Raw genomic sequence first — 23,559 nt, 5'->3', positions numbered from 1 at the left:
ACGTTCGAAAGGGAGCCCCCAGGGACGGGTTCACGGCGTTCCCGGAAGGGCGTCGCGCCCTGAGTCGCGCCCCGGCTACAGAGAACCTTCTGCAGTGCGAGAAACCATGCTTTTCGCCATAATGGCGTCCCTTGAATCCGGAGGACCCATGGCCGAACCCGACGACACCGCGATACTCAAAGCCAAACTCAACCAGGAAACCGCCCGCGCCGACTGGCGCGAGCTGCAGCCCTTCTTCGCCCGCGGCCAGACCGTGGCGGTGGCCGGTGACCTGGACCTGATCGAGGTGGCGGTGGCGTTCGCCGAGGACCGGGTGGAGCAGATCCGCCAGTGGCGCGCCCAGGGCCGGGTGGACGCGGTCAGTGACGACCAGGCGCGGGCCTGGTTCGACGCCGGCCAGGACATGTGGACCCTGGTGGTCAAACCCTGGGTGCTGGTGCAACCGGTACGCCCGCACTGAGGCATTGCAGTCCCGCCCGCGCTCACTATACTGTCCATACGAACAGTATCGGAGAGCGTGCCCATGGCCACCAGCGCGTCCAATCGGGGCACCCTGAACCGGCAACCCGGCCGGTTCGCGGTGACCCACAGTGAACACGACGAACCGGCGCAGGCCCGGCCCAGCCGCTATCACCGGGAAATCGCGCGGTCCATCCTGACCCGCAATCAGAGCCCGGACCTGCACTTCGACACCAGCCTCAACCCCTACCGGGGCTGTGAGCACGGCTGCATCTACTGCTTCGCCCGGCCCAACCACGCCTACGTGGACCTGTCCCCGGGGCAGGATTTCGAAAGCGAAATCTTCTGCAAGGACAACGCCGCCGAGGTGCTGAGGGAGACCCTGCGCAAGCCCGGCTACCAGTGCCGGCCGGTGGTGATTGGCACCGCCACCGACCCCTACCAGCCGGTGGAGCGGGAGCGGCGCATCACCCGCGAGATTCTGCAGGTGCTCAGCGAATGCCGGCATCCGTTCAGCCTGATCACCAAAAGCGCCCTGGTGCTGCGCGACCTGGACCTGATCGGCCCCATGGCCCGGGAGGGCCGGGCCTCGGTGGCGGTGTCGGTGACCACCCTGGACAACCGCCTCAAGGGCCAGCTGGAGCCCCGCGCCAGCGGTGGCCGGGAGCGGCTGCGCACGGTGCGCGAACTGGCCCGGGCCGGGGTGCCGGTGACGGTGCTGGTGGCGCCGCTGATTCCGTTCATCAATGACCACGAGCTGGAAGACATCGTCGAGCAGGTGGCCGCCGCCGGGGCGCGCAGCGCCGGCTATGTGATCCTGCGTCTGCCCCATGAACTGGGGGCGCTGTGGGAGGAATGGCTGGCCACCCATTACCCGGACCGGGCCGGCAAGGTGATGGCCACGGTGCGCGAGCTGCACGGCGGCGCCACCTACGACAGCCGCTGGCACCACCGCCATCGCGGCCAGGGCCCCTGGGCGCAGTTGCTGTCGCGGCGCTTTCAGACCGCCTGCCAGCGCGCCGGCCTGGCGCCCCGCGAGAGTTTTACCCTGGACACCAGCGCCTTCCGCCCGCCGGGACTGGCCGGGCAGATGCATTTATGGGACGGTTAGCGCCCCTTTGATGCCGTTGCCCGGGAGCCCTCGATGACCCACCCCGTCGCCCTGTTATGGGACCGCCCGCCGGGTCCCCACCACGCCACCCTGGTGTTCGCCCACGGCGCCGGCGCGCCCATGGACAGTCCGTTCATGGCGCGCATGGCGGCGTTGCTGGCGGAGCGGGGCGTGGCGGTGGCGCGGTTCGAGTTCGCCTATATGGCCCGCCGCCGGGAGGAGGGCGTCAAGGCGCCGCCGGATCGGGCGCCCAAACTGCTGGATCGGTTCCGGGCGGTGCGGGCGGCGGTGGCGGAGCAGGCCCCGGGGCCCCTGTGGATCGGCGGCAAATCCATGGGCGGGCGCATGGCCAGCCTGTTGCTGGCGGAGCCGGACCCGGCGGTGGCCGGGGCGGTGGTGTTCGGCTACCCGTTCCACCCGCCGGGCAAGCCGGAGCGTACCCGCCTGGGCCATTTTCCGGATCTCACCGGGCCGCTGCTGATTTGCCAGGGCGAACGGGACCCGTTCGGCCGGCGCGAGGAAGTGGCGGGCTACCGGCTCAGCGACCCGGTGACCCTGCACTGGGCCTTCGACGGCGACCACGACCTGAAGCCGCGCAAGCGCAGTGGCGCCGACCCCGACGCTAACCTGGTGGCCGCCGCCGACCGCGCCGCCGCCTTTATGAGCGGGTCGGCTGCTCGGTAACCCCCGGTTTTTCGGTAACCCCCGGTTTTTCGGTAACCCAGAGATGGATGGTGCCTTCCACCACCACGGTGCCGTCCTCGCGGCGGGCGCACACCGCCACCGGCAGATCAGGGCCGTTCTCCCAGGCGCCCGGCGCCACTTCCGCCACCGCCGTGATGTCGCTGTCCGCCTTGGCGGTGTAGCGCACGTCCATGCCCTTGGGAATCCAGCGCAGATGCTTGGGAATGGAGGCCTCGGCCATGGCCCCCATGGCCGCTTCCAGGGCGTTGCAGATGGCGATCACGTGCACCGTGCCGATGTGGTTCTGCACCGCCCGGCGCTTCTTGAAGGTAACCTTGCAATAGTTGGGGCGCAGCTCCTCCACCAGCGGTCGCACGGTACCGAAGTAGGGCGCCTGGCGGGCGAACAGTTTGGAGAACAGCAGCTTGCCCTTGGGCAGACGGGCGCTGCGTTGATACAGCTTCAGCAGATAATTGTCGCTCATGGGGACCTCCCGATTTCGAAGCGCCCATTGTCGGGGCCGGCGGGCGCCGGACAATGGCCGCCGGGGCGTGGTGCCGCCGGCGCGGCGGACCTGGTGGTTCAATGGTAGACTCGCGCCATCTTGCATAAAAACACGCGACGACAAGGAAGCAACACGATGCAGACACCGGCGCAGTGGTGGCGTTCACGGGGATGGGGCGGTCGTATCCTGGCGATCCTGGCCGTGCTCTATGTGCTCTACGTGCTGGTGGTGGGGCTGCTGTTGCCGGGCTGGGCCCGGGACCAGGCCCGTCAGCGCCTGGGTGAGCTGCTCGGCCGCGACGTGACCCTGGAGCGGGTGGCCCTGAACCCGTTCACCCTGTCGGTGACCGCCGAGGGCTTCGCCGTGGCCGACCCGCGCACCGACACCCTGGTGCGCTTCGACCGGCTCTATGTGAACGCGGAGCTGTGGGCGTCCCTGTTCCACTGGCGCCCCTGGGTGGGCGACGTGGACCTGAAGGGGCTGCGCGCCCGGCTGCGCCGCGAGGCGGACGGCGCCCTTAACGTGGACGACATTCTGGCGCGGCTGCGCGAGCGGGCCGCCGCCGACCCGGCGAAACCCGAAGCCGAGGGCGAGCCGGAGGCCGGGCCGCCGGCCTTTACCGTCAGCCATCTGAGCGTGGAGGACGGCAGCGTGGACCTGATCGACGCCGCCGCCGAGGAACCGCTGACGCTGACCCTGCCGGTGGCCTTCGTGGTGGAGGACCTGACCACCCGGGGCGTGGATAAGGACGACAACCGCTACAAGCTGCACGTGGAAGGCCCGGACGGCGGTACCCTGGACTGGGACGGCGGCTTTCAGGTCGAGCCCCTGGCGGTGGACGGCCGTCTGCGCATGGACCAGGTGGACCTGGTGTCGTTCGCGCGCCTGCTGGAGCCTCACTTCCGCTTCACCGTGCCCGCCGGGGTGCTGGCCCTGGGCGCCGATTACCGCTTCAGTGCCGCCCCCGGCGAGGGGCTCACCGTGGACAACGGTGAACTGACCCTGAAAGGCCTGCGCATCCGTCCCCGGGACGGCGACGAGGACGCGGTGACCGTGCCCACGCTCACCATCAGCGGTGCCGCGCTGGACACCGCCGGGCGCACGGTCACCGTGCCGGAGGTGACGGTCAGCGACCCGGCGGCCCGGGCGGTGCTCACCGACCAGGGGCTGGATCTGGCCACCCTGTTCCTGCCGGTGGACCCGCAGCGGGCCGAGCAGACCCGCGAGAAGGTCCGTGAGGAAGCCCGCCAGGCCGAGCAGAAACTGCGCCAGGGCGAGGCGGACTGGCGGGTCCGCCTGGACCGCTTCGCGGTCACCGGCGCCGCCGCCGTGTTCCGCGACACCACTCTGGCCGAGGCCCGGGAGCTGACCCTCACCGACGGGTCCCTGACCGTCACCGATTTCCGGGTCGACGAAAAGGGCATGGGCTGGCAGTGGCAGGGCGACACCCGGGTGCTGGAGGAAGGCCGGCTCGAACATTCCGGCCAGGCCCAGCTGGCGCCGCTGGATCTGAAAGCGGATCTCAAACTCCAGGGCCTGCCCCTGGCCACGCTCTCGCCGTGGGTGGAAGCGGCGCTGCCGCTCACCGTTCAGCAGGGCCGCGCCGGCGGCGACCTGACCCTCACCGTGGCCGGCGACACGCCGCGGGTGACGGTGAGCGGCCGGGCCACCGTGGAGGAGGGCGCGCTGGCGGAGAACGGCCGGCGTTTCCTGTCGGTGGCCAACCTGAGCGCCGACGGCCTGAAGGTGGACACCGGTGCCGAAACCGTGAGCCTGGATGGTCTGGCCGCCCGGGGCCTGGACGTTCTGCATGTGATCGACGATCAGGGTCGGGGGCTGGCGGCCCGGTTGGGCGGTGAAGACGACGGCAGCGAGTCGGACGACGGCGGCTGGCGGGTGCGCCTGGGCCGGGTGTCGGTGAACGAATCGCGGATCGCCCACCGGGATCTGACCCTGTCGCCGGAGTACCAGGTCACGGTGCAGGACTGGCAGGGACAAATGGACGGATTCGATACCGCTGGTGGCGAAGCGCGGGTGGACACCCGGGGCGAGGTCAACGGCACCGCCACCCTGACCCTCAAGGGCACGGTGGACGCCAACCCGCTGACCCTGGACCTGGACGGCACCCTCAAGGGTTACGGCATGGACACCCTGACGCCGTTCACCAGCCGCTACCTGGGCTTCGGTGTGGAGAAGGGGCAGCTGAGCCTGCAATCCCGGGTGGACATCAAGGACAACCGCCTGGACAGCACCATCGATCTGGCCGCCGACGATTTCTACCTGGGTGACCGGATGCCCAGTGACCAGGCCATGGACGTGCCGGTGAAGCTGGGCCTGTCGGTGCTGCGCGACGGTTCCGGCATGATCCGGCTGCCGGTGAGCCTGTCCGGGGACCTGTCGGACCCGGACTTCAGCGTCAGCGGCGTGGTGCTGCGGGTGATCCGCAATGTGCTGGTGAAGGCGGCTACGGCGCCGTTCTCCATGCTCGCCGGCCTGCTCGGCGGCGGTGACGACGAGCTGGAATACGTGCCCTACGGGGCCGGCGAGGCGCGGCCCCGGGAAGACACCCGCGAGGCTCTGCAAAAGCTTGCCACCATCCTTGAGCAACGCGACGCCATCACCCTGCTGCTCACCGGCCAGAGCAACGGCGACGACCGTCGCGCCCTGGGCGAGGCGGAACTGGTCGACGACCTGGGCGGCGACTGGCGCGGCCTGGACACCGCCCTGACCACCGAAGAAGGCCGTGAGCGAATTCTCGATGCCTACCGGGACCGGCTGGAGCGGGACCCGGAGACCCTGGACGCGGACCCGCGGGAACGGGCGCGCCAGGCCTGGCGGCAACTGCTGGAGCAGGCGGCGGAGCAGGTCGACGAGGACGCCCTGCGCCGGCTGGCGGAACAGCGGGCGGAACGGGCCCAAGACCTGCTCACCGGCGAGTTCGGCCTGGCTGCCCAGCGGATCCGGCTGGAAAGCCCGCGGGTGGACGGCGAGTACCGTGGCGTGGGGCTCGGCGCCGAGGGGCTCTGATGGCGGTGATCTGGGAGCGGGAAGAGGCGGGCGTGCGCTACGAGGTACGCCGCCACGGTGCCCGCCTGCGGCTCTACGCCAACGGCGTGCAGCATTCCGAATTCCACCCGAAACGGCTGGTCACCGGCAGCGTCTGGGACCTGCTGTGGCTGCCGGCGCTGCTCGGTGAGCCGGAGCGGCTCAAACGGGTGCTGGTCCTGGGGCTGGGCGGCGGTTCGCTGATCCCGCCGCTGCGCGCGCTGCTGGCGCCGGAACGGCTGGTGGCGGTGGAGCTGGACCGCCATCACCTGGCGGTGGCCCGAGAGGTGTTCTCGGTGGTGCGGCCAGGCGAGCAGACCGTGCTCGGCGACGCGGTGGGCTGGCTCCAGGCCTACGACGGTGAACCCTTCGATCTGATCATCGAGGACCTGTTCGCGCCGCACAACGACCAGGTGAGCCGGGCGGTGGACGCGGACCGGGACTGGGTGACCCTGCTACAACGCCACGTCAGCGCCCACGGCACCCTGGTAATGAATTTCGGGGACTATCCGGAGTACCGCCACAGCCACGCCGCCGACGCCGCCCGCATGGACGGCTGGGGCAGCCGCTTCCGGCTATCCTGCTCGGACTGCCACAACGCGGTGATCGCCTTCACCCGGCAGCCGGCGCGCAGCATTCACCTGCGCCGGCGCCTGGAGAAACACCCGGACCTGGGCAAGGCGCTCCGCAAAGGCAAGCTGGATTATCATATTCGGCAGTTGGATTGATCGGTCTTGGCGGCCTCAAGCTGCAAGCAGGCCCGGCCTGGCTTGCAGCTTGCCGCTGTTTTACCCGTACCGCTTTTCGTTGAGCGCCTGGATGCGGTCATCCAGCGGCGGGTGGGAGCGGAACAGGGCGGCCAGGCCGTGGCGCACGCCGCTGTTGATGCCGAAGGCCACCAGCGAATCCGGCATCTGATTGGGCACCTCGTACTCCGTCTTCAGGCGCTGCAGGGCGCTGACCATATCGCGGCGGTCGGCCAGCTGCGCGCCGGCCACGTCGGCCCGGTATTCCCGGCGCCGGGAGAACCACATCACGATGGTGCTGGCGGCGATGCCGAAGATGATCTCGGCGACGAACACCACGATGTAATAGCCGAAGCCCAGGCCGCCGTTGCCGTCCCGGCGCAGGAAGCTGTCCACCACCGAACCCACCACCCGGGCGGCGAAGATCACGAAGGTGTTCACCACGCCCTGGATCAGGCTCAGGGTCACCATGTCGCCGTTGGCCACGTGGCCGATCTCGTGGGCCAGCACCGCGCGCACTTCTTCCGGGCGAAAACGCTGCAGCATGCCTTGGGACACCGCCACCAGAGCGTCGTTCTTGTTCCAGCCGGTGGCGAAGGCGTTGGACTGTTGGGCCGGGAACACACCCACTTCGGGCATCTTGATGCCGGCCTTGTCGGACAGTTCTCGAACCGTGTCGAGCAGCCATTTTTCGCCGCTGTTGGACGGCTGTTTGATGGTCTGAACGCGCGCCGACCATTTGGCCATGGGCTTGGAGATCAGCAGCGATACGAAGGAGCCGGCGAAACCGAACACGGCACTGAAGATCAGCAGATTGCCCAGATCCAGGCCGGTGCCGCTCTGCGCCAGATAGGAATTCACGCCCAGCAGGCTGAGGGTAATGCTGGCGACCACGATCACCGCCAGGTTGGTAAGCAGAAACAGCGCGATGCGCATCATTCCGAAAGTACTCCCGAAAAATGGAACGAACGTCTGGAAAGCAAAGCTTCAATGGGGGCGCGGCGGTTGTGTTCAAGACCGGTGACGGCGATACTCGCCGCCTTTGAGCCGTCCCTGACCCCGCATCATGACCCCAGAGAATGTAGACCTATTGGCGCCCTTTCTGGTTCCCCCGAAAGACGCCCGACACCGTCTTTTTCACGGCCGTGGCAAGACCCTGCCCGGCTGGGAAGGGCTGACCCTTGACCGGTTTCCGCCGGTGTTGATGGCCACCTTGTTCGACGATTACCCGGCGCCGCTGCTGGAGGCCCTGCGGGCACGGCTGATCCAGGTGCTGCCGGCGCTGGGTTGCGACACCCTGGTGGTTCAGCATCGCCATCGCCGTCCGGCGGAAACCCGGGTGGTGCACGGCGCCTTGCCGGCCACCCCCTGGGTGGAGGAGGACGGCCTGCGCTACCGGCTGGATTTCGAGCGCGGCCAGAACCTGGGGTTTTTCGCCGACATGGCCCCGGGCCGCGCCTGGCTGCGTGAGCGGGCGGCGGGCAAGCGGGTGTTGAACCTGTTCAGCTTCACCTGTGCGTTTTCCGTGGCGGCCCTGGCCGGCGGCGCCGGGCGGGTGGTCAATATCGATCTGTCGCGGCCGGCGCTGGCCCTGGGGCAGGTGAACCAGCGGGCCAACGGCTTCGGCGACGCGGACGTGCACTACCTGCCGCACAATGTGTTCCGCAGCTGGAAGAAGCTGCACAGCCTGGGGCGCTACGATCTGATCGTGGTGGACCCGCCCAGCGCCCAGAGGGGCAGTTTTCAGGTGGAGCGGGACTACGCCAAGGTGCTGCGCCGCCTGCCCAAGCTGCTGGCACCGGAGGCGGAGCTGCTGATCTGTCTGAACGCCCCCTGGCTGGGGGCGGAGTGGCTGGAAGCGCGAGTGGCGGAGGAGCTGCCCGGCGCCACCCTGGAAGGGCGGTTGCCCGGCGCCCCGGGTTTCGACGAAGCCGCCGAACCGGCCCTCAAGGCGCTGGCTTACCGGTACCGGCGTGGCCATTAACTGGCACGCCGCTTATTTCTTGCGAATGCGGTCCAGGTACTCGGCGATGCGGCCGATGGAATCCTGCAGGTCGTCCAGGCGCGGCAGAAACACCACCCGGAAATGGTCCGGGTGGGGCCAGTTGAAAGCGGTACCCTGAACCACCAGCACCTTCTCCTGACGCAGCAGATCGAGCACGAACGCCTCGTCGTCCTGGAACGGGAACACCTTGGGGTCCAGTTTCGGGAACAGATAGAGCGCCGACTTGGGCTTCACGCAGCTCACCCCGGGGATGCTGTCGAGCATTTCCCAGGCCTTGTCGCGCTGGCGGCCCAGGCGCCCGGTGGGCAGCACCAGGTCGCTGATGCTCTGGTAGCCGCCCAGGGCGGCCTGGATCGCGTGCTGGCTGGGCACGTTGGCGCACAGCCGCATGCTGGCCAGCATATCCAGCCCCTCGATGTAGCTCTCCGCCCGGTACTTGGCGCCGGAGATCACCATCCAGCCGGCGCGGAAACCGGCGGCCCGGTAGTTCTTGGACAGGCCGTTGAAGGTGATGCACAGCAGGTCCTCGGCCATGGAGGCGATGGAGGTGTGCACCTCGTCGTCGTAGAGGATCTTGTCGTAGATCTCGTCGGCGAAAATGATCAGGTTGTGTTCCCGGGCGATCTTCACCATCTCCGCCAGCAGGTCCGGATGGTAGTTGGCGCCGGTGGGATTGTTCGGGTTGATGATCACCAGCGCCTTGGTGCGGCTGGTGATCTTGGCGCGGATATCGTCCAGGGCCGGCTGCCAGTCCTGTTGCTCGTCGCACAGGTAGTGCACCGGGTTGCCGCCGGACAGGCGCACGGCGGCGGTCCACAGCGGGTAGTCCGGCGCCGGCAGCAGCACTTCATCGCCGTTGTTGAGCAGCGCCTGCATGGCCATCACGATCAGCTCGGAGACGCCGTTGCCGATGATGATGTCGTCCACCGTCACGTCGGCGATGCCCTTGGTCTGGGTATACTGCATCACCGCCTTGCGGGCCGGAAACAGCCCCTTGGAGTGGCAATAGCCGGTGGAGTCGGGCAGGTTGTGGATCACGTCCTGCAGCAGTTCTTCCGGGGCCTCGAAACCGAACGGTGCCGGGTTGCCGATATTGAGCTTGATCACCCGGTGGCCTTCGTCCTCGAGGCGATGGGCCTCGCGCAGCACCGGCCCGCGAATGTCGTAGCAGACGTCGTGGAGTTTGTCCGATTTACTGACCGTGGTTTGATTGCTGCTCATGAAGCTGATCCGTCCTGGTCCGGGTAAAGACCGGGATTCTACAATGGCGCGAAAATACTGTATATGAAGCCCAGAGGATGCCGATGATTGAATTCAGGGAGCTGATGGCGCTGGCCGTGAACCGCAAGGGCGGGGTCAGGCAGGTGGAAGCCCAACTGCCGGCGGTGAAGACGCCGGCGCAATTGCGCAAGCCCGACGACGCTTTCTACTTCTCGGCCATGACCCGGCGCGTGTTCCGCGCCGGGCTCACCCATTCCCTGGTGGACGCGCGCTGGCCGGCCTTCGAGGAAGCCTTCTTCGGCTTCGACCCGGAGAAGCTGGTGCTGATGCCGGACACCATGCTGGAAGACCGCATGCAGGACACCCGCCTGATCCGGCACTGGGGCAAGATGAAGGCGATCCGTCACAACGCCCGGCTGGTGCTGGACCTGCGCGAGGAATACGGCAGCGTCGGCAACTGGCTGGCGGACTGGCCGGTGGACGACACCGTGGGCCTGTGGCAGCTGCTCAAGAGGCGCGGCAAGCAGCTCGGTGGCAACTCCGGGGCCGCCTTTCTGCGCATGGTCGGCCGCGACACCTGGTACCCCACCGGCGACGTGGTGGCGGTGCTGAAGAGCCACAACATCATCGACAAGGCGCCGTCCAGCCAGCGCGATCAGCGCGCCGCCCAGGCCGCGTTCAACGCCTGGCAGGCGGAGTCCGGGCGGCCCCAGGCGCACATCAGCAAGATCCTGGCGTTCACGGTGGGTTAAAAACTTTTGACAGACACCGCCCGGGATAGGAACATAAATAAGAATTATTCACCTTTAGGCTTTGGAATCCGGATCCATGACCTTGTTCGCGCGGCGCCCCCTGGGCGTCTTTTTGTTGTTGTCCCTCCTCGCGTTGAGCCTTTCCACCCTTAGCCTTTCCGCCCGGGCGGCGGACCAGACCGCTCTGGTGCAGCTGGTGGAATACGTCGGCGCGGACTACGTCAACGCGGTGCAGGACGGCGAGATCGTCAGCGACGCGGAATACGCGGAGATGGACGAGTTCACCGCGCTGCTCAGCGAGGGCATCGAAGGTCTGCCCGAGGCGGACGGCAAGGACACCCTGCTTCAGCAGGCCCGTGATCTGGAAGCGGCGGTGGACGACAAGGCCCCGGAAGCGCGCATCCAGAGTCTGGCGCAGAAGATCCGTGGTTCCCTGGTGGACGTTTACGGCCTGCCGGTGGTGCCCAAGCAGGCCCCGGACATGGCCGCCGCCGAACAGCTCTACCAGACCCATTGTTTCGCCTGCCACGGCCGCGAGGGCTACGGCGACGGCCCCGCCGGCGCCAACCTGGAACCGGCGCCCACCGACTTTCACGAACGGGCCCGCTACATGGGCCGCTCGGTGCTGGGCCTGTACACCACCATCACCGGTGGCGTGGACGGCACCGGCATGGCCGCCTACGAGAGCCAGCTCAGTGACGCGGAACGCTGGGCGCTGGCGTTCTACGTGGGCAGCATGGCGGTGGACGCGGAAGAGGCGGCCGCCGGCAAACAGGCCCTGGCCGGCGACCCGGAACTGAAAACCGACATGACCCTGGACACGGTGATCGCCAAGGCCCCGGCGGACGCCCGCGATGCCTATGGCGACGACGCCCTGGCGGCGATGGGCTATCTGCGCAGCGAGCCCGGCGCGCTGTTCAGCCAGAACCGGTTCGTGGAAATCAGCGCCGCCAAACTGCGCGAGGCGGACCAGGCCTACGCCGCCGGCGACGCGGCCGCCGCCCGCTCGGCGGCGCTGTCCGCCTATCTGGACGGCTTCGAAATGCTGGAATCGCAGATCGCCGCCCTGGACAGCGGCCTGATGCGCACCACCGAACGGAAGTTCATGGCGGTGCGCGAAGCGATCCAGGAAGGCGACCCCGCCGAGCAGGTCAGCGAGCGCGTGGCCGAGGCCCTGGAAGGTCTCGAGCAGGCCGCCGACGCCCTGGGCGGCGACGGCCTCAACGCCGCCGCCACCTTCTCGGCCAGCTTCTTCATCCTGTTCCGGGAAGGTCTGGAAGCGCTGCTGATCGTGGCCGCGCTGCTGACCTTCACCCGCAAGGCCGGCGCCACCTCCGCCACCCGCCATATTCATTTCGGCTGGTTCGCGGCGATTCTCGCCGGCATCGCCACCTGGTTCGCCGCCTCCACGGTGATCAACTTCAGCGGTGCGTCCCGGGAGCTGACCGAAGGGGTGGCTGGCCTGGTGGCGGCGGTGATCCTGTTCTACGTGGGTTTCTGGATGCACAGCAATTCCAACAGCCAGAAATGGCTCGGCTACCTGAAGGGCAAGGTGGACACCGCCCTGGGCAGCGGCACGGTGTGGACCCTGACCTTCGTGGCGTTCATCTCCGTGTACCGGGAAATGTTCGAGACCATTCTGTTTTATCAGGCCCTGTGGACGCAGGTCACCGAGGTCACCCAGCCGTTCCTGCTGTACGGCATGGGCGCCGCCCTGGTGGCGCTGGCGGTGGTGTGCGTGCTGATCTTCCGCCTCGGCATGAAGCTGCCCCTGGGGCTGTTCTTCAAGGCCACCAGCCTGGTGCTGCTGGTGCTGTCGGTGATCCTGCTCGGCAAGGGCATCGCCGCCCTGCAGGAGGCCGGTCTGCTCAACGCCAACTATCTGCCGGGCTGGCCGACCCTGGAGTGGGTGGGCTTCTTCCCGACCCTGCAGGGCGCCCTGGCCCAGGCGGTGGCGGTGGTGCTGGCGGTGCTGGCCTGGTGGCGCTCCGGCCAGAGCGCCGCCCGCGCCTAGCGCGACGCGGCGGCGTACCGCCGCCGCGATCCAGGCTTGTCATTCAACCCGGGGTCGGTAGGCTGGGGACTCCCCGACCCGGATCGAACCCCATGCCCCGTATCGCCGCCAATATCACCCTGCTGTTCGACCCGTTGCCTTTTCTGGAACGCCCGGCCGCCGCCGCGGCGGCGGGCTTCCAGGGGGTGGAGTGCCTGTTCCCCTACGCCTGGCCCGCCGAGGCCCTGCGCGCCGCCCTGGACCACGCCGGCCTGCCGCTGGTGCTGTTCAATCTGCCGCCGGGGGACTGGCAGGCCGGTGAGCGCGGCCTGGCGGGGCTGCCCGGCCGCGAGGCGGAGTTCCGCGACGGCCTGGACCGGGCCCTGGCCTACGCCGAGGCGCTGGACTGCCCGCGCCTGCACTGCATGGCCGGCATCCCCGGCGCCGGGTTGGCGCCGCACCGGGCTCTGGATACCCTGATCGCCAACCTGGACCATGCCGCCGGGCGCTGCGCCGCCCATGGGCGGGTGCTGACCCTGGAACCGATCAACAGCCGCCTGGACATGCCCGGCTATCTGATCGACACCCCGGGCCGGGCCCGCGCGGTGATCGAGGCGCTGGACCATCCGGCGGTGCGCCTGCAATACGACCTGTACCACGCCCGGGTGATGGGCGAGGACCTGTTCGCCTCCCTGGCCGAATACCTGCCGCTGATCGAGCATGTGCAGTTCGCCGACCACCCGGGGCGCCACCAGCCGGGCACCGGTGATCTGCCGCTGGCGGCGCTGCTGGAGCATCTGGACGGGCTCGGTTACCCGGGCTGGGCCAGCGCCGAATACTTTCCGAGCACCGCCCACGGCGGCGGTGGGCACACCGACTGGCTGGCGAACCTTCGCCGGCGCGCGGGGTCCCTTACAGACCATCGAGAAGGAGAAGTGGATTGAGAAGTTGGGGCGGCAAAATCATCGTCGGCCTGTTGGGCATGCTGGTGGGCGGGCCCATCGGCCTGATCGTCGGCGTGCTGGTGGGGCATTTTCTGGACCGGGGCGTGGAGCGTGTGCGCACCTTCAATCCGTTCCGGCCCTACGCGCCCGGCGAAAAGGAAGCCCTGCAGGAAGCCCTGTTTTCGGCGGGGTTTTCCATCATGGGGCATCTGGCCAAGGCCGATGGCCAGGTCAGCAAGCAGGAAATCGGCGCCGCCGAGGCGGTGATGACGCGCATGCAACTGGACGAGGACCAGCGCCGTCGCGCCCGGGACGCGTTCCGGCGCGGCAAGGAGGACGATTTTCCGCTCGACCAGACGGTGGCGGCGTTCCGTGAGCAGGTCCGCCACCGCCGCCATATGGTGCTGGTGTTCCTGGAACTGCTGCTGCAAATGGCCCTGGCCGATGGCGAACTGGCCCCGGAGGAGGAGCGCATACTGTTCCGGGTGGCCGAAGGGCTGGGCGTGCCGGAGGCGCAGTTCCGCCAGATTCTCAATATGATTCTGGCGCAATCCCGGTTCAGCGGTGCCGGCGCCGGTGCCGGCGGGGCCGCCGCCGACCGCTCGCGGCCGTCGCTGAGCCAGGCCTATCAGGTGCTCGGCGTGACCGAGTCCGCCTCCGACCAGGAGATCAAGAAGGCCTATCGCAAGCGGATGAGCGAGAACCACCCGGACAAGCTGGCCGCCCGGGGCGTGCCGGAAGAGATGATCCGGGTGGCCACCGAGAAGACCGCCGAGATCAGCAAGGCCTACGAAATGATCAAGGAATCGCGCGGTTTTCGTTGATCCGCCCGGTGCCCGATAGTAGCGTGATATTCAGTGTTTCGCGGAGGAAGTAGCAGCCATGCTCGGAGAATCCCACAGCATCCACCAAGAGTTTCCCGAACACCACGCGCGCATCGACGCGTTGATGAAAGACCATCCCGAGTTTCACGCCCAGGTCGAGGAGCACGACCGGTTGGACAAGACCATCCGTGGCCTGGAGCTGCGTGAGAGCCCCATCGCCGACCAGGACATGGAAGCCATGAAAGCCGAGCGGTTGCGCCTCAAGGACGCCATTCTGCGGCGCCTCAATCACGACTGACCTCACTCACGAGTGAAGAGGGCGGGCACGATTGAAAAGCCGGGCGGCGCCCCCACTTGCAAGGGTTCGTTACCGCAAGTCATGCCGGCTCGGGAGGCCCAATGACCGCCTATTCGATTCTTGATCTCGCGCCCATCCTGCGCGGCGGCGACGCCGGGCAGGCGTTGCGCCATTCCCTGGATCTGGCCCGCCACGCGGAGCAGTGGGGCTACACCCGCTACTGGGTGGCGGAGCACCACAACATGCCCGGCGTGGCCAGCGCCGCCACCAGCGTGGTGATCGGCCATATCGCCGCCGGCACCAGCCGTATCCGGGTGGGCTCCGGCGGCATCATGCTGCCCAACCACGCGCCGCTGGTGATCGCCGAGCAGTTCGGCACCCTCGCGGCCCTGTTCCCCGGTCGCATCGATCTGGGCCTGGGCCGCGCCCCGGGCACCGATATGGAAACCGCCCGCGCCCTGCGCCGGGACCTGAACAGCAACGCCATGGAATTCCCCCGGGACGTGGCCGAACTGCAGGGCTACCTGGACGACGCCGGCCCGGAGCAGCGGGTGCGGGCGATCCCGGGGCAGGGCAGCAAGGTGCCGCTGTGGCTGCTCGGCTCCAGCCTGTTCAGCGCCCGCCTGGCGGCGCAGATGGGGCTGCCGTTCGCGTTCGCCTCGCACTTCGCGCCGGAATCCCTGGAAGAGGCCCTGCACGTCTACCGCACCCATTTCCAGCCCTCCGAGCAGTTGGACAAGCCCTATGCCGCCGCCGGCATCAGCGTGTTCGCCGCCGATTCCGACCAAGAAGGCGCCTATCTGGCCACCTCCATGCAGCAGCAGTTCATGAACCTGCGTCGGGGCCGGCCGGGCCCGCTGCCGCCGCCGGTGGAGAACATGGACGAGCTGTGGTCGCCGATGGAAGCCCACGGCGTGCGTCAGGCGATGAAATACGCCATGATCGGCTCCCGGGATACGGTGATGGAGGGCCTGCGTGCCTTCCGCGACCACACCAACGTGGACGAGTTGATCATCACCGGTGGCATTTTCGATCACGATAAACGACTGCGCTCGTTCGACATCGCCGCGCAGCTTTGCCGGGACCTGTAACACCGTGACGGGTCCCCGCGGGAGGGGACCTGCTTTTGATGTTCAGGCGACCACCACCGGCCGCGTCGCGGCCGGCGTTCGTGCCCGCCGGGCTGGCCCTGGTGGCGCTGCTGGGGCTGTTGTTGAGCACGGTGGCGAGCGCATCGCCGCTGCGCCTTGGCCCGGATCTGCCCTACACCCTGGTCGCCGACCCGGGCGGCGCCGCCACCCGGGAGCAGGTGCTGCCGACACTGCGTGACGGCACCCCCCACCTGGACGTTTTCTCTCGCGGTTATACCCGTACCGCCTTCTGGTTAAGGTTCACGCTGCCACCGGACCGGGTCGCCGACGGCGAACACTGGCTGGAGGTAAAGCCCGCCTTCATCGACGATATCCGGCTGTTCATTCGGCCTCTCGGTAGTGACGGCCCCTGGCGGCAACGGCGCGCCGGCGACACCTTCGACGGCCCCATCGGCGACATCGATTACCGCTTTCCCCTGTTCGTGCTGCCGGCGGAGCCGCGCGGCTACGAGATGCTGGTGCGGGTGGCCAGCAGCAGCGCCGTCATGCTGCAGATGAAACTTTGGTCGCCGGCGGAATTTTTGCCGGCGGCGGCCGGGGACGCCGCGTTCTGGAGTTTCTATTTCGGCCTCGCCACGCTCTCCACCCTGCTTGCCCTGGTGCTGGCGGTGGTGCTCGGCAGCCGCCTGCTGTGGGCGGTGACCGGCATCTCCACCGGCTATGTGCTGGTCGCCTGCGTGCAAGGCTATGTGGCCTGGTTGGTGCCGGCGGTGGGCTGGCGCCTGCAGCATTATCTGACCGGCCTGTTGACCCTGGCGTGCTACGGCCTGCTGCTGTGGATGGCCTCCGAGGCCCTGCAACTGCGCCAGCGGCTGCCCTGGGCGCATCGTCTTCTGATGGCCGCCTGCGGATTGCTGGTGGTGCTACTGCTGAGCGTGCCGCTGGATCTGTACGGCGAGGCAATTCGCATTCACACGCTGGTCTATCTGAGCACCGGCGCGGTGTTCGTGCTGGCCTGCGGCTACGTCTGGTGGCGGGACCGTTTTCAGCCGTCCTCGGTGTTGCTGGGCCTGAGCCCGCTGATCTGCATGCTGGCCAGTCTGTTCGGCCTGTTTTCGGCGGTGGGCTGGATTCCGTTTCGCGAGGAGATCTACGTGGTCTGGCAGTACGCCCTGGTGGTGAACATGCTGATGGTCACCGGTCTGGCGGTCTATCAGGTGCGAATCAAGCACCTGCGCGAGCAGGAAAAAAGCCAGCTTGCACGGGCCCTGGACGTGGAGCGGGAAGCGCGCTTCAACCAGCGCCAGTTCATGGGGCTGGTGGCCCACGAATTCCGCACGCCGCTGGCGATCATCGCCGCCAGCTTGCAGAATCTGCGTTATCTGGGCGCCTCGGACCCGCGCCACACCAGCCGCTACGACAAGATCGGCCGTGCCACCGACCGGCTGGTACAGCTCACCGACAACTGCCTGGCGGACGCCCGGCTGGACGCCGACGACTTGTCCGTGGACCGGCGCCGGGTGTGCCTGCGGGAGCTGGTCACCGAGGCGGCGTCGCTGGTGCAACCGGCCGGGCACAGCTGGCGGCTGACCGTGGAGGGCCGGGAACCCGCCGAGCCGCCGTCGCCGCTGCCGGCCTGGCTGGATCCGGCGATGATGCGCATCGCCCTGTCCAATGTGATCGACAACGCGGTGAAGTACGGCGAGGGGCCGCTCCAGGTGGACATCCGCCGGTACGGCACCGCCTGGCGCGTGGCGATCCGCGACCAGGGGCCGGGCATCGACGCCGACCGGCGGGCACTGGTGTTCGAGCGCTATCGCCGGGCCGCGCCGGCCTCCGCCGGCGGTCGGCAGGGCGGGGTCGGCCTGGGGCTGTACGTGAGCCGCCGTATCGCCCGTGCCCACGGTGGTGACCTGGTGTTGGCGGACAACGAGGACCGGGGCTGCTGTTTTCTTTTCACCTTACCGCTATTGCCGGAGGACGTATCGCTCTGATGGAGAACACCGCACCACGGCTCGCCATCGTCGAGGACAACGACGACCTGCGCGAGGAATTGCTGTTTTTTCTGCGCCACAACGGCTACGCCGTCTGGGGCGCGGACAGCGCCGAAGCGTTCTGGAGGCAGTTGCACCGCAATCCGGTGGACATCGTGCTGGTGGATCTGGGCCTGCCCGGCGAGGACGGTTTCAGCGTGGTGGAATACCTGCACCAACTGACCGGCTACGGCATCGTCATCATCACCGCCAAGGGCGGCGAGTCGGAGCGGCTGCGCGGGCTGAACCTGGGCGCCGATCTGTTCCTGGTGAAGCCGTTGAATTTTTCCGAGCTGCATCGGGGCCTGGACACCCTGGGCCAGCGCCTGCGTCAGGCCGCCGACGGTGACCCGGGCCGGGTGCGCCACGGCGACGGGCCCGGGGCCTGGTGGCTGGACGCCGCCGGTGGCCGTTTGCAGGCGCCCGGTGACCGCCAGGTGTCGCTGTCCCAGCAGGAAACGGAATTGCTGAAAATCCTGCTGCGCGCCGCCCAGCAGGTGTTCAGCAAGGAAGCCCTGCACGATCTGATGTTCGCCCATGCGCCGTACCCGGACACCCACCGTATCGACGTGATTCTCAGCCGGCTGCGGCGCAAGGCCCGGGAACAGGGCGTCGATCTGCCGATCCGCTCGATCTTCGGCAAGGGCGTGGTTTTCACCGGCCAGGTCCAACACGCGGATGAGCGAAACGCGTGAGAGGTTTGAGAGAAATGAGACTGACACGGTCGCTTCAGGAAGCCGATACTGAATCGGTCGATGCGGGTGTGTGATTGCGCCGCCGGTATCGGACTGGGGGCGACGACGCCGGAAGGGGAGGTGTCTCGCCAGGGGTGGCGATGCAGGATGCATCGTCACCGGGGTCGGTGATACCGCGGGGGGCGGTATCACCGGCGGTGGCTTAAGCCAGCCCAAAGCCAACTCAAGCCACCGGCCTGATCGTAAAAGACTCTAAATCAAAGCGAATTGGCGGGCCGCCGCTGCGGCCGGCCGTTGGCCTTGTTCAGACACCAGCTCTGCCGATCTCCGTCCACCGCCACGCCGCCGACCCAGCGCCGGGGCGGGTGGGTATCCAGCCAGTTCTGGTGACCGCTGAGCACCGCATGGCCGTGGTCGGTGATGGCCAGCTCCCGATCCTGCCAGGAGCCTTCGTCATCGCCGTGCCATTCCAGTACCGGCGCCGGGCCGGACAGCAACGGCTGCAACATCCAGTGGAACAGGCTGTCGCCAAGATAGGGCAGCGGTTCACGCTCCAGCATCAGATCCCGGAAAATCTCGCCGGCGGGCTTGGGCCCGCGCTCCGCCACCAGCTGCACGATCAGTTGTTCGCTCAGCCCCAGGCCGGTTTCCTCGTCGGGCAACTCCAGCAGATGGCGGCGCAGGGCGCGGCCCAGCATCGGCAGCGCCGGCGTATTGCGTTGCGTGAGACGGTCCAGGGCTTCCGGCGTCTCGTCGCTGATCGAGCGCCAGGCGCGCCGTCCCAGTACCAGCAGCGGCTCTTCCACCGGCTGGCGGCGGTCCCACAGCCAGCCGAGCACCTCCGGCGCCAGCTGGCCGAGACCGACAAAGCGTTTGACGCCGGGAATGGCGTCGGTGGCCACCAGCTCCAGACGCACTCGCGGCCAGCGCCGGCCGAAATGCTCCAGCACATAGGCCAGAATCAGCTGGTCGTAGCTGTCGTGCTCGAACCACAGCACCACCCGCGCCTCGCCGCCCACTTCGCCCAGCTCCCGGTACTCCCGGCGCTGACGGTCCAACGTCTGTTGCGGATCGAGATGCAGGGCCTCGGACAGGAAGCGGGAGCGGTCTTCCACGAAACGTTCGCCGTCGGAGGGGCGTTGCACCGGCCCCACGCAGAACGGGTCGGCGAAGGTCAGGCAGCGGCCCCGCAGGCCGCAGCGGGGCAGGTTCTCGCGCAGATCGTCGCCGCAGCGAATGTGCACCGTATTCTGCTCACCGTCCAACACGTCGCCGGAGCGTCGCTCGGCGGCGTCCAGTTCGCCCACGTATTGCTCGAAGTTCTGCCAGCCGAGGAAACCCATTTCCCGCGCCACGGTGTGCAGGGCGTCCTTCATCTCCAGGGGCGTGCTTGCGGAGGAAGTCCGGTGCAAGGCCAGGCGGGCCTGGGCACGGCCATCGCCGTTACGCGCGGTATCGAGAAGGCGCCGCGCGTCTTCCACCGGGTCGTGCAGATGGAAGCGACCGTTACTGAGCGGTTCGTTTCCCTCAACGGTAACCGATGGCGTCATGTTGCCTCCCTGCCAGGGCCGCCGACTATGCAGCGGCATTCATTGTGTCGATCACATTTGCCTATGGTGAGGCCTGAGTCAATGAAGGAGGCGTGAGCGCGGCGCTCGCGGCGCGGGTTTTTATAAAGCTTTTACCCCGAGCGACCGAAACGGCCCGGATTCGGGCCGTGAAGTGGACGGGCGCGGCCCCTCAACGGGCGGCGTAGGTGTCGATCACGCGCCGGTACTGGCTGGGGGCGGCGCCGATGTGCTGTTGGAAAAAGCGGGTGAAATGGCCCTGCTCGGAGAAGCCCAGATCCTCGGCCAGCTGACCCAGGGTGCCGTTGCGTTCCGTTTCCAGCCAGTCGAAGGCGCGGCGCATGCGCGTGTCATTGAGCATCAGCATGGGCGACATGCCGGTGTCGCGCCGGAACAAGGTGAAGAAGTGGGCCCGGGACAGATTGGCGGCGCGGGCGGCGTTGGTCAGGCACTCCGGATCGTTGAAATGGGTGCGCAGATAATCGCAGGCGCGGCGGATGCGGGTGTCCTGGAAACCGAGCCGGGAGCCGGCGCCCAGGCGGCGCAGCTGGCGCCACTCGGAGTGGTCTTCGATCAGCTCGATCAGAAAGTCGAACAGCAGCGATTCGATGCGTTCCCGAGGCACCAGCTCCGGCGAATAGGCCTCGGCGATCAGCAGATCCGCCAGGCGCCGGTTCTTGCTGTTCAGTTCGATGCCGGACTGGGTGAAAAAGCCCGGATGAGCGCTCAGGGCCAGGGAATGCTGGATCTCCGCCAGCCAGGATGGCTCGATGTAGAGCGCCAGGATCTGGGTGGGGCCGGCGCCGCTCTGGTGATCGTAGAAGTGCGGTTGCCAGGCATTGACCAGCACCGCCTGGCGGTCGGTAAGGGGAACCCGTCGTCCATTGACGTTGAAGAAGGTATCGGCGCCGGCGGCTTTCACCAGCACGTGGCATTCGTGGTGGGAGTGCGTCACCAGCGTGTGGTCCATGTCGAGCAGGGCGACCCGGCCGAACGAACCGTGAAAGACGCGTTGTGCAATGGACATGGTGGGCTACCTCTACAATGAATCCCGTGACTTGCCGCGATAGACGCGCAGCACGTCGGCCATCACCGCCAGGGCGATCTCCGCCGGCGTCTTGCTGCCCAGGTTGAGACCGATGGGCATCTGGATGCGGGCGATGTCCGCGTCGCTCAGTCCGCCGATACGGCGCAGTCGTTCGGCGCGCCGCTCGGAGGTACGCAGCGAGCCCATGGCGCCGATATAGAACGCCGGCGTGCGCACCGCCTCCATCATCGCCAGATCATCGATGCGCGGGTCGTGGGTGAGGGCCACCACCGCGGTGGTGTCGTGGCAGCCGCCCTCGGCGATGAATTCCGACGGCATCACCGGGCGCACCGGGACGCCGGCGGTCAGCACGCCCTGTTTGTCTTCACGGGGGTCGCAGACGATCACCTCGCAACCCAGTTCCACCGCGAAGCTGGCGCACACCCGCGCCACCGGCGACACGCCGGCCAGCAGCAATCGCAATACCGGGCCGATGCGGATCTCCACCCGCTCGCCGAGCAGCCGCGCCGCCTCGCCGCCCTGGTCCGCGCCCAGGGTCAGCTCGCCGCTGCTCAGATCGATATGGCGCACCCGGCGGTGCTGCCCCAGCAGGGTGTAGCGCAGGGTGGTCAGATGCTCGATCCACTCCGCCGTGGCCGCCCGGTGCTCCACCAGCACCTGCAGGCTGCCACCGCAGGGCAGTTCCAGCCGCTGGCGTTCGTCCTCGGTTTCGCCGTAGCGCACCACCTGGGCCGGGGCCGGGAACTCGCCCCGCGCCAGGCCCTCGAGAAATTCCTCTTCCACGCAGCCACCGGACAGGGAACCCACCTGGGCACCGTCGCCCCGCGCCACCAGCATGGCGCCGGGGGAGCGGGGCGCCGAGCCGTAGGTGGACAGCACCGTGCACAGCCACACCGGATGGCCGTCGGTGGCCCAGGCCAGGGCCTGTTCGATCACCTGCAGATCAAGAGGCTGCATGGTCGTCGTCCGTCGGGTCGGTAGCGGAGCGGGCATCGGCGCCGGTGTCGTTCTCGCGCCAGCGCCGCACGATGCCCAGCTCGATGTCGAACAGGTCCAGCACCCGGCCCAGGCTGTGGTCGACCATGTCGTCCAGGGTCTTGGGCAGGGCGTAAAAGGCCGGCACCGGCGGCGCGATGATGGCGCCCAGTTCGGTGAGGTCGGTCATGGTGCGCAGGTGATTCCGGTGCAGCGGCGTCTCGCGCACCATCAGCGCCAGCCGGCGCCGTTCCTTGAGCACCACGTCGGCGGCGCGGGTCAGCAGGGTGGAGGTGACGCCGCTGGCGATTTCCGACATGGAGCGCATGGAGCAGGGCGCCACGATCATGCCCAGGGTCTTGAACGAGCCGCTGGCGATGGCGGCGCCGATGTCCTGATTGGAATAGCACACCGAGGCCATCGGCTTGAGATCCGAGAGCGACAGGCCGGTTTCATGGGACACCGTGATCAGCGCGGACTTGCTGACCACCAGATGGGTCTCGATGGGGGTATCGCGCAGCAGCTCCAGCAGACGCACGCCGTAGATGGCGCCGGACGCGCCGGAGATGCCGATGATCAGTCGTTGTGGGCGGGTATTAACCGAGTTCATGGTCGGGATCCTGGCTGGCGCCTTCCTTGTAGAAATGAATGGCGTTGAGACCGGTGGCAAGGGTCTTGCCGATGATGTCGACGAACAGATGCGCCGCCGGTGTCAGCGGCCGCCGGCTGTCGTGCACGCAGACCATGCGGCGGGTGAGGCCCGGGCTGTCCAGCGGGTAACCGCGCAGGGCGCCTTCCTCCAGGCCCTGGCGCAGCACGGTGGCGGGCAGCACGCTGACATAGTCGCTGCGGCGCAGAAAACTTTCGATCACGGTGAGATCGTCCAGTTCCAGATGCGGCGTCACCTCCAGACCCAGGGAGGCCAGCGCCTGGTCGATAACGATGCGCAGGCCATGCAGCCGCGACGGCAGCACCAGCTTCATGCCGCCGAGGGCGGCCAGCGGCACCGGCGCCGGCACCCGCAGCCGGTTGGCGGCGCCGGTGGCCACCAGCAACTCCTCGTCCACCAGGTCGATGCGGTTGAGCCGTTCCTGCTGAAAAGCCTGGTTGATCACCGCGAAATCCAGATCACCGGCCAGCACCCGGTCGATCAGGTTCTGGCTGTAGCCGTAGCTGATCTGCAGATCCACGTTGGGGTGATGCTCGACGAAATAGGCCAGGGTGCTGGCCAGGGCCTGGTTGGCCGCCGAGGCGATCAGGCCGGCATTGATGCGGCCGCTGATCTCGCCGTTGCGATGAATCAGCGCCTGGCGGGCCTCCAGCAGTTCGCCGAGCAGCGGCATGAACAGGCGGTAGGCCTGTTCGCCGGCCTCGGTGGGGATCATGCCCTTGGAGGTGCGATCGAACAGGGCCTGGCCCAGTTCTTCCTCCAGTTTGGAAATCTGCATGGACAACGCCGGCTGCACGATATTGAGGCGCTGGGCGGCGCGGGTCACCGAGCCCTCCTCGTACAGACAGGTGAAGTACTTAAGCTGGCGTAGCTCCATGGCGGCCTCGGCAGG

General features: G+C 67.9%; 22 protein-coding genes. 14 read left to right on the top strand and 8 right to left on the bottom strand.

Annotation, left to right across the window (positions count from 1 at the left end; translation table 11 throughout):
* Positions 1-148: 148 nt before the first annotated feature.
* The 3 genes from ACLD0W_RS16155 (at position 149) to ACLD0W_RS16145 (ending at position 2,254) form a co-directional block, all read left to right on the top strand.
* On the top strand, positions 149-460 hold the full coding sequence (locus ACLD0W_RS16155; protein ID WP_410308512.1) for a DUF2288 domain-containing protein: 312 nt from the start codon (positions 149-151) through the stop codon (positions 458-460).
* A gap of 63 nt (positions 461-523) precedes the next feature.
* Entirely contained in the window at positions 524-1,570 is a 1,047-nt protein-coding gene (locus ACLD0W_RS16150; RefSeq protein WP_410308511.1) for a PA0069 family radical SAM protein, read from the top strand.
* A gap of 33 nt (positions 1,571-1,603) precedes the next feature.
* Positions 1,604-2,254 carry an alpha/beta family hydrolase gene (locus tag ACLD0W_RS16145; protein WP_410308510.1) on the top strand — a complete coding sequence of 217 codons (651 nt, stop codon included), beginning with the start codon at positions 1,604-1,606 and terminating at the stop codon, positions 2,252-2,254.
* Here the strand turns inward: ACLD0W_RS16145 and ACLD0W_RS16140 are convergent.
* Positions 2,229-2,738, bottom strand: coding sequence for a hotdog fold domain-containing protein (locus ACLD0W_RS16140; protein ID WP_410308509.1), 510 nt, complete (start codon positions 2,736-2,738; stop codon positions 2,229-2,231). The two genes, ACLD0W_RS16145 and ACLD0W_RS16140, sit on opposite strands and share 26 nt — an antisense overlap.
* A gap of 156 nt (positions 2,739-2,894) precedes the next feature.
* Between ACLD0W_RS16140 and ACLD0W_RS16135 the strand changes: the two genes are divergently transcribed.
* On the top strand, positions 2,895-5,786 hold the full coding sequence (locus ACLD0W_RS16135) for a DUF748 domain-containing protein (protein ID WP_410308508.1): 2,892 nt from the start codon (positions 2,895-2,897) through the stop codon (positions 5,784-5,786).
* On the top strand, positions 5,786-6,532 hold the full coding sequence (locus tag ACLD0W_RS16130; RefSeq protein ID WP_410308507.1) for a hypothetical protein: 747 nt from the start codon (positions 5,786-5,788) through the stop codon (positions 6,530-6,532). The genes ACLD0W_RS16135 and ACLD0W_RS16130 overlap by 1 nt, the downstream gene beginning before the upstream one ends.
* A 60-nt stretch (positions 6,533-6,592) precedes the next feature.
* Here the strand turns inward: ACLD0W_RS16130 and htpX are convergent, their stop codons facing one another.
* Positions 6,593-7,489, bottom strand: a complete 897-nt coding sequence (gene htpX / locus ACLD0W_RS16125; RefSeq protein WP_410308506.1) for a protease HtpX — start codon at positions 7,487-7,489, stop codon at positions 6,593-6,595.
* Positions 7,490-7,640: 151 nt separating this feature from the next.
* On the opposite strand from htpX, the gene ACLD0W_RS16120 reads away from it, so the two are divergent.
* A complete protein-coding gene (locus ACLD0W_RS16120; RefSeq protein ID WP_410308505.1) occupies positions 7,641-8,534 on the top strand; it encodes a class I SAM-dependent methyltransferase in 894 nt (297 codons plus the stop codon).
* A 12-nt stretch (positions 8,535-8,546) separates the two neighbouring features.
* Here ACLD0W_RS16120 and ACLD0W_RS16115 read toward each other — a convergent pair whose 3' ends face one another.
* Complete coding sequence (locus tag ACLD0W_RS16115) at positions 8,547-9,776, bottom strand: pyridoxal phosphate-dependent aminotransferase (RefSeq protein WP_410308504.1); 1,230 nt, start codon at positions 9,774-9,776, stop codon at positions 8,547-8,549.
* An 83-nt stretch (positions 9,777-9,859) separates the two neighbouring features.
* Between ACLD0W_RS16115 and ACLD0W_RS16110 the strand changes: the two genes are divergently transcribed.
* The 8 genes from ACLD0W_RS16110 (at position 9,860) to ACLD0W_RS16075 (ending at position 18,406) form a co-directional block, all read left to right on the top strand.
* Complete coding sequence (locus tag ACLD0W_RS16110) at positions 9,860-10,528, top strand: DNA-3-methyladenine glycosylase I (protein WP_410308503.1); 669 nt, start codon at positions 9,860-9,862, stop codon at positions 10,526-10,528.
* Between the two features lie 76 nt (positions 10,529-10,604).
* Positions 10,605-12,542 (top strand): FTR1 family protein, encoded by a 1,938-nt coding sequence (locus tag ACLD0W_RS16105; protein WP_410308502.1) that lies wholly within the window; start codon positions 10,605-10,607, stop codon positions 12,540-12,542.
* Between the two features lie 92 nt (positions 12,543-12,634).
* Positions 12,635-13,465, top strand: coding sequence for a hydroxypyruvate isomerase family protein (locus ACLD0W_RS16100; protein WP_410308501.1), 831 nt, complete (start codon positions 12,635-12,637; stop codon positions 13,463-13,465).
* Complete coding sequence (gene djlA, locus ACLD0W_RS16095) at positions 13,462-14,289, top strand: co-chaperone DjlA (RefSeq protein ID WP_410308500.1); 828 nt, start codon at positions 13,462-13,464, stop codon at positions 14,287-14,289. Before ACLD0W_RS16100 ends, djlA begins: the two co-directional genes overlap by 4 nt.
* A 58-nt stretch (positions 14,290-14,347) precedes the next feature.
* Entirely contained in the window at positions 14,348-14,587 is a 240-nt protein-coding gene (locus ACLD0W_RS16090) for a YdcH family protein (protein ID WP_410308499.1), read from the top strand.
* A gap of 101 nt (positions 14,588-14,688) precedes the next feature.
* A complete protein-coding gene (locus ACLD0W_RS16085) occupies positions 14,689-15,678 on the top strand; it encodes an LLM class flavin-dependent oxidoreductase (RefSeq protein WP_410308498.1) in 990 nt (329 codons plus the stop codon).
* 38 nt (positions 15,679-15,716) lie between these two features.
* The gene (locus ACLD0W_RS16080; protein WP_410308497.1) at positions 15,717-17,672 is read left to right on the top strand and encodes an ATP-binding protein; all 1,956 of its coding nucleotides are present in this window, start codon (positions 15,717-15,719) and stop codon (positions 17,670-17,672) included.
* Positions 17,672-18,406: a response regulator transcription factor gene (locus tag ACLD0W_RS16075; RefSeq protein WP_410308496.1), complete on the top strand. Its 735-nt coding sequence runs from the start codon at positions 17,672-17,674 to the stop codon at positions 18,404-18,406. Before ACLD0W_RS16080 ends, ACLD0W_RS16075 begins: the two co-directional genes overlap by 1 nt.
* A 257-nt stretch (positions 18,407-18,663) precedes the next feature.
* Here ACLD0W_RS16075 and ACLD0W_RS16070 read toward each other — a convergent pair whose 3' ends face one another.
* The 5 genes from ACLD0W_RS16070 to ACLD0W_RS16050 form a co-directional block, all read right to left on the bottom strand.
* Positions 18,664-19,956: a DUF1835 domain-containing protein gene (locus ACLD0W_RS16070; RefSeq protein WP_410308495.1), complete on the bottom strand. Its 1,293-nt coding sequence runs from the start codon at positions 19,954-19,956 to the stop codon at positions 18,664-18,666.
* A 190-nt stretch (positions 19,957-20,146) separates the two neighbouring features.
* The gene (locus ACLD0W_RS16065) at positions 20,147-21,001 is read right to left on the bottom strand and encodes a helix-turn-helix transcriptional regulator (RefSeq protein ID WP_204428006.1); all 855 of its coding nucleotides are present in this window, start codon (positions 20,999-21,001) and stop codon (positions 20,147-20,149) included.
* Positions 21,002-21,013: 12 nt separating this feature from the next.
* Positions 21,014-21,979 (bottom strand): XdhC family protein, encoded by a 966-nt coding sequence (locus tag ACLD0W_RS16060; RefSeq protein ID WP_410308494.1) that lies wholly within the window; start codon positions 21,977-21,979, stop codon positions 21,014-21,016.
* Positions 21,966-22,607, bottom strand: coding sequence for a UbiX family flavin prenyltransferase (locus tag ACLD0W_RS16055; RefSeq protein ID WP_410308493.1), 642 nt, complete (start codon positions 22,605-22,607; stop codon positions 21,966-21,968). The genes ACLD0W_RS16060 and ACLD0W_RS16055 overlap by 14 nt, the downstream gene beginning before the upstream one ends.
* On the bottom strand, positions 22,594-23,544 hold the full coding sequence (locus ACLD0W_RS16050) for a LysR family transcriptional regulator (protein WP_410308492.1): 951 nt from the start codon (positions 23,542-23,544) through the stop codon (positions 22,594-22,596). Before ACLD0W_RS16050 ends, ACLD0W_RS16055 begins: the two co-directional genes overlap by 14 nt.
* Between the last annotated feature and the right edge of the window lie 15 nt (positions 23,545-23,559).

This window comes from Alloalcanivorax sp. C16-1 (genome assembly GCF_046507805.1).
Taxonomy (GTDB): Bacteria; Pseudomonadota; Gammaproteobacteria; order Pseudomonadales; family Alcanivoracaceae; genus Alloalcanivorax.
Note: the sequence above shows the minus strand (reverse complement) of the source record. Positions and strands in the feature narration are given on the sequence as shown.

Bases quoted from the DNA above. Each gene is read 5' to 3' on its own strand.
- ACLD0W_RS16155 (WP_410308512.1), top strand. From the start codon at position 149: ATGGCCGAACCCGACGACACCGCGATACTCAAAGCCAAACTCAACCAG.
- ACLD0W_RS16150 (WP_410308511.1), top strand. From the start codon at position 524: ATGGCCACCAGCGCGTCCAATCGGGGCACCCTGAACCGGCAACCCGGC.
- ACLD0W_RS16145 (WP_410308510.1), top strand. From the start codon at position 1,604: ATGACCCACCCCGTCGCCCTGTTATGGGACCGCCCGCCGGGTCCCCAC.
- ACLD0W_RS16140 (WP_410308509.1), bottom strand. From the start codon at position 2,738: ATGAGCGACAATTATCTGCTGAAGCTGTATCAACGCAGCGCCCGTCTG.
- ACLD0W_RS16135 (WP_410308508.1), top strand. From the start codon at position 2,895: ATGCAGACACCGGCGCAGTGGTGGCGTTCACGGGGATGGGGCGGTCGT.
- ACLD0W_RS16130 (WP_410308507.1), top strand. From the start codon at position 5,786: ATGGCGGTGATCTGGGAGCGGGAAGAGGCGGGCGTGCGCTACGAGGTA.
- htpX (WP_410308506.1), bottom strand. From the start codon at position 7,489: ATGATGCGCATCGCGCTGTTTCTGCTTACCAACCTGGCGGTGATCGTG.
- ACLD0W_RS16115 (WP_410308504.1), bottom strand. From the start codon at position 9,776: ATGAGCAGCAATCAAACCACGGTCAGTAAATCGGACAAACTCCACGAC.
- ACLD0W_RS16110 (WP_410308503.1), top strand. From the start codon at position 9,860: ATGATTGAATTCAGGGAGCTGATGGCGCTGGCCGTGAACCGCAAGGGC.
- ACLD0W_RS16105 (WP_410308502.1), top strand. From the start codon at position 10,605: ATGACCTTGTTCGCGCGGCGCCCCCTGGGCGTCTTTTTGTTGTTGTCC.
- ACLD0W_RS16100 (WP_410308501.1), top strand. From the start codon at position 12,635: ATGCCCCGTATCGCCGCCAATATCACCCTGCTGTTCGACCCGTTGCCT.
- ACLD0W_RS16090 (WP_410308499.1), top strand. From the start codon at position 14,348: ATGCTCGGAGAATCCCACAGCATCCACCAAGAGTTTCCCGAACACCAC.
- ACLD0W_RS16085 (WP_410308498.1), top strand. From the start codon at position 14,689: ATGACCGCCTATTCGATTCTTGATCTCGCGCCCATCCTGCGCGGCGGC.
- ACLD0W_RS16080 (WP_410308497.1), top strand. From the start codon at position 15,717: ATGTTCAGGCGACCACCACCGGCCGCGTCGCGGCCGGCGTTCGTGCCC.
- ACLD0W_RS16075 (WP_410308496.1), top strand. From the start codon at position 17,672: ATGGAGAACACCGCACCACGGCTCGCCATCGTCGAGGACAACGACGAC.
- ACLD0W_RS16070 (WP_410308495.1), bottom strand. From the start codon at position 19,956: ATGACGCCATCGGTTACCGTTGAGGGAAACGAACCGCTCAGTAACGGT.
- ACLD0W_RS16065 (WP_204428006.1), bottom strand. From the start codon at position 21,001: ATGTCCATTGCACAACGCGTCTTTCACGGTTCGTTCGGCCGGGTCGCC.
- ACLD0W_RS16060 (WP_410308494.1), bottom strand. From the start codon at position 21,979: ATGCAGCCTCTTGATCTGCAGGTGATCGAACAGGCCCTGGCCTGGGCC.
- ACLD0W_RS16055 (WP_410308493.1), bottom strand. From the start codon at position 22,607: ATGAACTCGGTTAATACCCGCCCACAACGACTGATCATCGGCATCTCC.
- ACLD0W_RS16050 (WP_410308492.1), bottom strand. From the start codon at position 23,544: ATGGAGCTACGCCAGCTTAAGTACTTCACCTGTCTGTACGAGGAGGGC.